Annotated in this window: 1 protein-coding gene; it reads left to right on the plus strand. The window is 46.5% G+C overall.

Annotated features, from left to right (window positions below; genetic code table 11):
* Positions 1-11272: non-ribosomal peptide synthetase (locus QD47_RS30330; protein ID WP_082067334.1), on the plus strand; the 11272-nt coding region annotated here is incomplete at its 5' end.
* Between the last annotated feature and the right edge of the window lie 57 nt (positions 11273-11329).

The following is an 11329-nucleotide window of genomic DNA, read 5'->3' on the forward strand; positions in this document are numbered from 1 at the left end:
AGCGGAGTATTGGAGCGGTTACCTGCGGGGCTATGAGGAGACGGCGGTCTTGCCTCAGGCCAAAACAGGGAAGACCCAGGGATATGAGGCCGAATATCTGGAGTTTGATTTGGGTATAGACCTGACAACGGCCCTGCTGCAACTGGCAAAGCAAGAACAGGTGACGATAAATACGCTGATGCAAACCGCTTGGGGCGTTTTGCTGCAAAAATATAATCGCACAGAGGATGTCGTTTTCGGTAGTGTGGTGTCGGGACGTCCAGCGGACATTGCGGGAGTAGAGCAAATGATCGGACTTTTCATTAACACGGTCCCCGTCCGTATTCAAGGCGGACAAGCAACTGCATTTACAGAACTGATGAAGCAAACTCAGCGACAGGCGCTTGCTTCGGGAACATACGAAACGTTCCCACTCTATGAGATTCAGGCACAAGCAGAGCAAAAGGTAGAACTGATTAATCATATTATGGTATTTGAGAACTATCCGGTGGATGAACAAATTGAGCAATTAGGTGAAAGAGAGGAAGCTGATTTTAAAATAACCGGAGCAGGAGCGGTTGAGCAGACGAATTATGATTTTAATATCGTGGTGTTACCGGGAAAGACGCTACGAGTTCATTTTGGTTACAACGCCCAGGTATATGACTATGAAAGGGTAGAACAGATCCGGGGGCATTTGCTGCAACTGCTGGAGCAAATCAAGATCAATCCAGCTGGCCGGATTTGCGAGCTGGATATATTAACCGCGCAGGAACGCGAGCAAATGCTGGGTGCTTGGTGTGACACGACAGCAGCATATCCACGTGAGCAGACGATTCACGGGTTGTTTGAGGAGCAGGTCAAGCAGACACCGGAGCAAGTAGCGGTATATTTTGAAGGAGCGCAAGTGACCTACCGTGAATTAAATGAGCGAGCGAACCGTCTGGCGCGTACTTTACGCAGTAACGGTGTGATGGCAGACGGCCTAGTCGGCCTGATGACAGAGCGATCGATTGACATGATTGTCGGCATCATGGGTATTTTGAAGGCAGGGGGCGCCTACATTCCGGTCGATCCGACTTATCCGGAGAACCGCATCCGCTATATGCTGGACGATTCAGGTACGGAACTGCTGTTAACGCAGCAACATTTGGTTGAAAAAGTGGAATTTAGGGGCAAGGTACTGCTGTTGGATGCAGAATTGGGCGAGGGCAGTGCGGATGCAAGTACGGCTGAGGCAAAAGGAACAGCTATGTCCGTATATCACAGGGATAGTTCGAATTTGGAAGCCATATCCGGTTCTCATAACCTAGCGTATGTGATCTATACGTCTGGAACGACAGGCCAGCCTAAGGGAGTAATGCTTGAGCATCGCGGACTCTGCAATCTGCATACGTATTTCAGGGAGACATTGCGGCTCAGCACTTCCGACCGTGTCGTGTCGTTCGCCAGCTTTTCCTTTGATGCGGCATGCTGGGAAATACTTCAGGCGCTCTTCAACGGAGCCACTTTATGTATGCCGACATCAGAAACCATTCTCAGCTATGACAAATTTGAGCAGTATATGGGGGATCATCATATTACAATTGCAACGCTGCCCCCAACCTACGCCATATATTTGAGCCCAGAACGAATGCCGGAATTACGCGTTCTGTTCACGGCCGGATCGGCGACCAGTACTGAGCTAGTCACTAAATGGAGAGACCGTGTGACCTATTTTAACGCCTACGGTCCAACGGAAAATTCCATAGCAACGTCTGTCTGGCCGGTACCGGGGGGTCCCGAAGCAGGGGTGTCCATCTCAATCGGACGTCCTATACCGAATCACCGCGTGTACATGGTCGATGCACATGGCCAGCTTTCACCGTCAGGAATCCCCGGTGAACTGTGTGTATCCGGCCCAGGACTGGCACGTGGTTACCTGCACCGTCCGGAATTAACGGCTGAACAATTTGTGACCAATCCGTTTGCAGGCGGGGAAGCGGGCTATGAACGCATGTATCGGACAGGCGACCTGGCGAGGTGGATGCCGGACGGCAACATTGAGTATCTGGGCCGGATTGACCAGCAGGTCAAAATTCGCGGTTATCGGATTGAACTGGGCGAAGTTGAGGCGGCTATGCTGAAGGCAGATCGCATGCAAGAGGTCATCGTACTGGCACATGCGAATAGCCAAAACCAACACGAACTCGTTGCTTATTATGTGGCGGAACGGGAAGTGACGGGGAGCGAGCTTCGCAAGATGCTAAATGAAGAACTCCCGAATTATATGGTCCCTTCACACTTCATTCAATTGCAGAACGTACCTCTTACGCCAAACGGTAAAATTGATCGAAAGGCACTGCCGATACCAGAAGGTCGTTTGGCCGACCATGTTGCACCCCGAACGTGGATGGAAATAAAATTGGTAGACATCTGGCAGGATGTACTGGGTCTACCGCAAGTAGGCATCAACGAAAATTTCTTTGAAATTGGTGGTCATTCGCTACGGGCGACGACACTGACTTCTAGAGTTCGCAAAGATTTAAATAAACCGATGGAATTGCAAAACATATTTGAGGCACCGACGATCGAGCAATTGGCGGCCTTGCTTGAAGAACAGGATCAAATCACATATGCATCCATTCCTGTGGCTGAAAAACGCGACACTTACCCGCTTTCTTTCGCACAGACACGGATGTATGTGCTTCACCAGCTGGATCCGGATGGAATAAGCTATAACACCACATCAGCACTGAGAGTAATCGGTCCGATAGATATGAAACAGGTGGAAGAGGTATTCCATCAATTAATTTCACGTCATGCGACCCTACGGACAAGCTTTGAACTGGTAAATGGTGTGCCGATGCAACGGGTCCACGATACGATTCACTTTGAGTTGGAATATGCCACAATATCAGAATTGCGGACAGAATCCAATGAACTTATGCTTGAAAATTTAGCAGAAGAACATGCCCGTTCCTTTGTGCGCCCATTTGACTTGAGGATCGCTCCGTTGCTACGTGTAAAGCTGGTCAAATGGGGATTGGACGAAGAAGGACAGGAGCCGCAGCACTTATTGATGCTTGATATGCACCACATCGTTTCAGACGGGGTATCCATTGAAATATTAGCTGGTGATTTTGCCCGCTTATATAGCGGTGAAGTATTATCTCCGCTGCGTATTCAATATACGGACTATGCTGTGTGGCAGCATAGCAAAACTCAGCAGGAGCGAATAAAGAGTCAGGGAGAGTACTGGCTGAATAGATTTAGTGGTGATTTGCCTCAACTGGATTTGCCAACTGATTTTGAGCGTCCGCCAACACGATGTACGAAAGGTGACACTGTTGAATTTGAAATGGGACAGGAATTGACTCAGTGTTTAAAAGAACTGGCGGTGTATACGGATTCTACGCTGTACATGGTACTTATGGCTGCATACACAGCATTGTTGCATTATTACACAGGGCAGGAAGACATCATTGTCGGTACTCCGATTGCAGGTAGACCGCATGCTGACCTGGAGCCTATGCTTGGTATGTTTGTCGGCACGCTCGCATTACGTAGCCATCCTCACGCTGAACAGACGTTTTATAACTGCATTGAGGACGCCAAGACGTGTGCACTGCAAGCATATGCGCATCAGGATTATCCGTTTGAGGAGCTGGTGGAAAAGCTCGACCTGAAACGAGATATGAGCCGTAATCCGTTGTTCGACACGATGTTTGTATTGCAGAATGTGGAGAAAAAGGAAGTGAAGTTGGACAAGTTGTTCTTCCGCTCTTTTGGCATAGAGCAGGTTTCTGCGAAATTCGACCTGACGCTTGAAGTCAGTGAGGAGGAAGCATCTATCCAGTTCCAATTTCTGTACGCTACATCTTTGTTTAAACGGGAAACGGTAGAAAGCATGGCAAGGCATTTTGTACAGTTGGTCAAAACCGTTGTAGCCGATCCCAATACTAAGCTGGGCGAATTGACGCTGATTTCGGAAGAAGACAAAGGGATTCTAAAAAAACATAGGGACACCCTAAAGGCTTCTCGCTACTGGAGTACTCTGCTCGAAGGCTATGAAGAAGCACCTCAATTGCCATATGCCAATCTGATGGGGCGCAGTCCATATCAGACAGAGCATCTGGAGATTAATTTGGATGTTGAACGAACGGTGGCACTGCAGCGAATTGCACTGAATGAGCAGGTGAAGACAAATACGCTGCTGCAGACAGCCTGGGGAATTTTATTGCAAAAGTATAGCGGTACAGATGATGTGGTGTTCGCTTGCTCCATATCAAGTCCTTTGACAGATATATTGGAATCGAAGCATTTAATTGGACTGGGTAACCACACCTTACCAGTCCGCATTCGAACCAAAGCAGGAGCGAACTTTATCGGGTTGATGAGAAAAGTGCAGCAGCAAACCGATGAATCTGCGGTACATGAACATTTTCCAATGTCTGAAATGGTTACAACGAAAGTGCAACAACTGGCACTCTTTGGCCATAGAATGGTGTTTGAGACTACTTTGGAAGAGGCCAATACTGAGCAAGAAAGCTATGATTTAAGCATCATAGTATTTCAGGGAGATACGCTACGGATTGATTTTACCTATAATGCCCAGGTATATGATCATCAGAGTGTGTCGCAGATTCAAGGACATCTACTGCAGTTGCTGGATCAAATTACAGCGAATCCGGATAGTTTAATTGAGGAAATGGATCTGTTGACTATGCAGGAGCGGGAGCACATCATCCAGGTGTGGGGAAATACCACGGCAGAGTATCCGCGTGAACAAACAATTCACGGACTGTTCGAGGAACAGGTTTTGCAGGCTTCGGATCAGACAGCGGTATATTTTGAAGGTCAACAATTGACCTACCATGAATTGAACGAGCGCGCTAACCGGTTGGCCCGTACTTTACGCAGCTATGGCGTGAAAGCCGATAGTCTGGTTAGTCTGATGACAGAGCGTTCCGTAGATATGATTGTGGGCATATTGGCAATTTTGAAGGCGGGGGGAGCATATATCCCGATAGACCCAACCTATCCGAAGGAACGCATCCGCTACATGCTGGACGACTCAGGTACGGAACTGTTGTTAACGCAACAGCACCTGACGGAAAAGGTGCTGTTTGGAGGCAAGGTGTTGGTGCTTGACGGTGAACAGGACGGAGTCGCTTCCGATACAAGAAAAGCGGATGTACGCGGGGAAATGCTGTCCGTATATCATCAAAACGGTTCGAATCTGGAGGCTGTATCGGGTCCAAACGATCTAGCATATGTCATCTATACGTCTGGAACTACGGGTCAACCTAAGGGAGTAATGCTTGAACATCACGGCCTTAGTAATCTTAAAACCTACTTCGAGCAAAAGTTGAGTATTGGCTTGTCCGATCGGGTTGTCATGTTTGCCAGTTATTCGTTTGATACGTCATGCTCGGAAATAATCCAGTCTTTACTATGCGGAGCGACATTGTATATACCTTCCTCCGAGACTATTTTGAATTATGAACGTTTCGAGCAGTACATGGCTGCCTGCAGAATTACAATTGCAACGCTGCCACCAAACTATGCTGTATACCTGAACCCGGATCGCATGCCTGATTTGCGTGTTTTGCTTACAGCAGGATCGGCCTCTACCGCAGAACTGGTGTCCAAATGGAAGGACCGGGTGGCTTATTACAATGCGTATGGTCCTACCGAAAATTCCGTTGCAACGTCTCTTTGGCCGGTATCGGAAGAAAATTCTGAGTTAGGTGGAATCATATCCATCGGGCGGCCTGTATCTAATCACCGCGTGTATATGGTGGATATACACGGAAATCTTTCACCTGCAGGAGTCCCTGGTGAGCTGTGTGTATCCGGTCCGGGGCTGGCACGCGGCTATCTGCACCGTCCAGAGCTGACAAAAGAAAAATTCGTAGCCAATCTGTTTGCAGCAGAGGAAGTTGGCTATGAGCGAATGTACCGTACAGGTGACTTGGCACGATGGTTGCCAGATGGGAACATTGAATATTTGGGTAGGATTGACCATCAGGTCAAAATCCGCGGGTATCGGATTGAGCTCGGTGAGATTGAAGCACAAATTATCAAGGTGGATGGCGTTAAAGAATCTATTGTCATGGCTCGTGCAGATCAGCAGGGAGACTATCATTTGTCCGCTTACTACGTAGCTGAAAAAGAAATCAGCGGCAGTACGATGTTGAATTTGCTGAATGAAAAATTGCCGAACTATATGATACCGTCGTATTTTATACAGCTGCAGAACATGCCGCTGACACCGAACGGGAAAATTGATCGCAAGGCACTGCCGGCATTCGAGGAACATGCTGATTTGACTGCAGAATATGCAGCGCCGCGCACTGCCATGGAGGTGAAGTTAGCACAAATTTGGAGAGAGGTACTCGACATTCCGTCCGTCGGAATTCATCATAATTTCTTTGCCATTGGCGGACATTCACTTCGTGCGACTGCGTTGGCCGCAAAAATTCACAAAGAACTGAATATCGAGTTACCGTTGCGTTATGTATTTGACTTTCCAACAATTGAGCAAATGGCGCAGGCTGTTTATGAATTGTCTCCAAATCCATTTGCAGCGATTCCTGTTGCCGAATTGAGAGACAGTTATCCGGCATCTATAACTCAAAATAGACTATACGTTTTGAGCAGCATGAATAACTACAATATGTCTGCCATGCTTTTGATGGAAGGGGAACTGAATTTTTTAAGATTAGAAAGAGCGCTTAAGCAATTAATTCAGCGTCATGATACATTGCGAACCTCTTTTGAATTCGTAGATGATAAACTGGTACAACGGATTCACGACCATGTCGATTTCACTTTAGAGGTTATGCAGGGACACGGCGAGAACGAAGCAAGAGCAATGATGAGACAATTTATCAGACCTTTTGATCTTGGGAAGGCACCGTTACTTCGAGCTGCTCTGTTGCAAGAATCTACACAGCGTCATTGGTTTATGTTTGACATGCATCATGTGATTTCAGATGGTGTATCCATGAGTATATTGCTGAACGAGCTGCCCGCACTGTATGAAGAAAAAACGTTGCCCGCCTTGCGAATTCAATACAAGGATTATGCGGTATGGCAGCAAGGAGATATTGGTAGCTCATGGATGGAAAAACAAGAAGGATACTGGCTCAAGCAAATGAGCGGCGATATTCCAATTTTGGGTATCCCAGTCGATTTTGAAAGACCTGCAACACGTAGTACTTCGGGCAGCACCGTTTCCTTTGCCATTTCACCTCAGGATGTGGACGGTTTGAAACAAATCAGTTTGCAGGCGGGAGCTACCTTATTTATGGTATTACTGGCGGCCTACAAGACCCTATTGTTCAAGTACAGCGGTCAGGAGGATATCGTTGTTGGAACACCTATTGCAGGTAGACAGCATCATGATTTGCAGCCGGTCGTGGGGATGTTTGTCAACACGCTTGCATTGCGGAGCTTTCCTGAAGGGGACAAGTCATTTTACGAATATGTTCAGGAAGTAAAGGACCAGGTGCTTGACGCCTTTGAGCATCAGGATTATCCGTTTGAATTGCTGGTGGAGAAGCTGAATGTACAGAGGGACCTGAGCCGAAATCCGTTGTTCGATACTCTTTTTGAGCTAGATAACATGGACTCTGGTACGACGGAATTCCAAGACTTGCAGGTTACTCTGTGCCCAGGCGAACAGAATATGGCAAAATTCGATTTAACACTTACGGCCATGGAAAGCTCTGAAGGTTTGGTTTTCAGCTTCACATATGCCGATAGCCTGTACAAGAGAAGCACGATTAAACGAATGGCCGATCACTTCATCCAGTTGATTAAAGCTGTTGTAGATGAACCACAGACAAAGCTTTCTGAAATTGAGATCATTACGCCGCAGGAAATCGAAATGATATTGGATGTCTGGGGAAATACCGCGGTGAAATACCCATGTGAAAAAACCATTCATCAATTATTCGAAGAACAGGTAGAGAAGACTCCAGATCAAGTAGCTGTAGTTTTTGGAGATAGCCAGATCACATATAACGAACTAAATGTGCGTGCAAACCAACTGGCTCGCGTGCTAAGAGCAGAAGGAGTCCAGGCGGATCAATTGGTCGGAATGATTATGGAGCGCTCTATCGAAATGATTGTGGGGATTTTTGGTATTTTAAAAGCTGGTGGGGGATATGTACCTATCGACCCTGAGTTTCCGCAGGAACGTATGCTCTATATGTTACAAGACAGCCATATTAGGCTTATGGTTGCCAAGCCAGAAATGGCCGCGAAGGTACCGTCGGATGTGCTGGTCATTTCACCTGATAGTCACAGGCTATCCGCAGAAGACTGTTCCAACTTGGCTGAAGTATGTGACCCTGGCCATTTGGCTTATGTGATGTATACCTCAGGTACAACGGGCAAACCCAAAGGAGTAATGATTCAACACTCTAATGTCGTTAATATGACAACCGCATTTAGACAACAAGTATATAAGAAATACAAATCGCCAATGCGGATGGCATGGCTATCGCCGTATGTATTTGATGCATCAGTGAAACAAATTTTCCCATGCCTGCTTCTCGGGCATGCGCTTCACGTGGTGCCGAGAGAGATTAGCACCAATGGTCATCGTTTGGCTGACTATTTCAGATCCCAACGGATTGATTTTACTGATGGTACACCGGCACACATGCATATGCTGACGGAAATGCAAGACTCCGTTGCAGATCTGAATGTACAGCATTTTATTTTTGGGGCAGAGGCGCTGCCCGGTCATCTCGTTAAAACATTTTTGAGCACCCGGCCCGGATATCGTCCGCAAATAACTAATGTTTATGGTCCTACCGAGTGCTGCGTAGACACAACTGCGTACGACATTGACGGGGAGACGATGACAGCTTGGACACATACGGTGCCGATTGGCAAGCCAATGGCTAACCAGCACGTATATATTATGGATATGAATCGGAGGTTGGTTCCGATAGGAATTGCAGGCGAAATCTACATCGGTGGTGATGGAGTAGGGCGAGGTTATATGGGAAATCGTGAGCTGACAGATGAGAAATTTATAGCAGACCCCTTCAAACCAGGAAAACGTATGTACCGCACAGGAGATTTGGCGCGATGGATGGCAGATGGAAATATTGAATATTTAGGCAGGATGGATCATCAGGTGAAAATTCGGGGTTACCGAATTGAACTTGGAGAAGTGGAAGCGCAAATAATGAACCTGCCTGCGATCCGTAAAGCGGTGGTTATTGCTCGTGAGAATGAATCAGGACAAAAAGATTTATGTGCTTATTTTGTGGCTGATAGGGATCTGACCATTCGGGAACTTAAAGCAGCGTTGGTTCCCAATCTTCCGATGTACATGCTGCCAAGCTATTTTGTTCAATTGGAGAAGATGCCGTTGACCACTAACGGAAAAATTGATCGTAAATTGCTTCCTGTGCCGGAAGGAGACATTCAAACAGGTGTTGAATATGCAGCCCCGCGAAACGACATGGAACGGCATATGGTAGATATTTGGAAACAGAATCTGGGTGTCAGTATTGTTGGCATTGATGATAACTATTTTGATTTAGGCGGACACTCCCTAAAAGCCATTCAATTGGTTTCACAGGCTCAGGCTGTTGGCATTGAAATAGGGATTAATCAGGTGTTTCAATATCAGACTATTCGCCAAATGTCAGAGTATATGCGAGCAGACACTTCGATGCCGGATATGTTAACACGTGATATTGCCGAGGCAATCGACATCATCGAAAAGGCTTATGACGTATATGCTCATTTCCAATCAACAACTGTTGAAGGGCGAGATCAATTAACTTTGCACATAGATCCTTTCGATTCTATACAAGCAGAGGCCCTGAAGAAAGTCATTTTGTCACGCCTTCATCCTGACCTTCATCCACATCATTTGCTTCCTTTTGAAGCAGCTGCTCAAGTACCTGACTGTGAAAAGCTGTACACAGATACGATGGTAGACGATGAAGCTGCGAAGCGGCATGCTGAGGAATGGCTGGAACATCTGCTGCGGATGAATGACCAATGGAACAGCACTATGCTGGCAGGAGAGCCTTTACAACGCTATGCGCTTGCTCCCGCTCAACATTATCATTTGGAGCATCCGCAATCCTCAGGAGGTGTCATTCCTTTTGATAGTTACCTGCTGGATGTAGAACGGTTATCTGTAATCATGCAACGGCTGATAGAGCGCCATGAACTCTTTAGAAGTGTGTTGGTCCAAACGGATGTCGGATGGGAATGGGAAATGTTGTCCATGAAGGAGCGCATGGACATTCCAATGATAGATTTATCGAACTACGGTGCAGAGATGCGAAATCGTATACTCTCACATATATTGCCTGCATTCTTTATGAACCCTTATGAAACAACCGGAAACTTGTTATATCGTATTGCGCTTGTTCGCCTCAATTTAAGGGATCATTTGCTGCTGCTCCCTTGTTCACATCTCATCTATGATGGCATGAGCGGAGAGGTCGTTAAGAGTGAGTTGTACCGTGCATATGATGATATGAGCAATGTAAAAGGGCAACTAGCAGGAAGCTACCGTGATTATGTGAGTCAGGTCCGCAAAGGACCTCAGGGCATGGGCGACCAAGAGATTGTCGACAAATTTCGCTTGTCCGCATTTGCTGCTGCTTCGGATGCTGTAGTCCTCGCAATTGATGAGCGCAACCATACAACGGGCACAGATGTGACAGTAGAACTTGCAGATTGGAATGATTCTGACGCAATCGGACACATGTGGGACTTGGCTATACGCCTAGCTAACCGCTTTTTCCGCAGATATTTGCAAATAGACGAGATTCCTATTCTTCTCACCAATTATGGCCGGGCATACGAAGACAAGCAGTATTTTGATATTATAGGTGAATTTATAGACCAAATCCCTGTACTGCTTACAGATGCAGATGAACATGGGCATGAGATCAGAAACAGTATGCAGTTGGCCGTATCGCGTAACCTGAATTTTCTAAATCTCATATACAATGATGAAATGGCTTCGTTGTATCCGCAGTCTAACCGGTATCTGAAGCATAGCCTGAATAAGCTACCTATTGTCTTCAATTATCTTGGCGAAGCGTCGGATAAATATCAACTGTTTAAAAATATGCTGCCAGAAGAGAGGGACTTCCATCGGGATTCGATCATTTTCTTCACTGTTCAGCATCTAGAGAACGTACTGCAAATATCACTTGGACTTCCTTTTGAAGAAAACCAAGAAGTCGTCAGGGGAATGTTGGAAACAGAACTTGAGAACCTCTTAGTAAGGGCTGGCAATGGAAGAATGTTCACCTGAAATTTCTTCACCTTAGTTATTGAAATAGTATAAACACACCTAAAAGCCGTAAGATCC

The organism is Paenibacillus terrae (assembly GCF_000943545.1).
In the GTDB taxonomy this organism is placed as follows: domain Bacteria; phylum Bacillota; class Bacilli; order Paenibacillales; family Paenibacillaceae; genus Paenibacillus; species Paenibacillus terrae_A.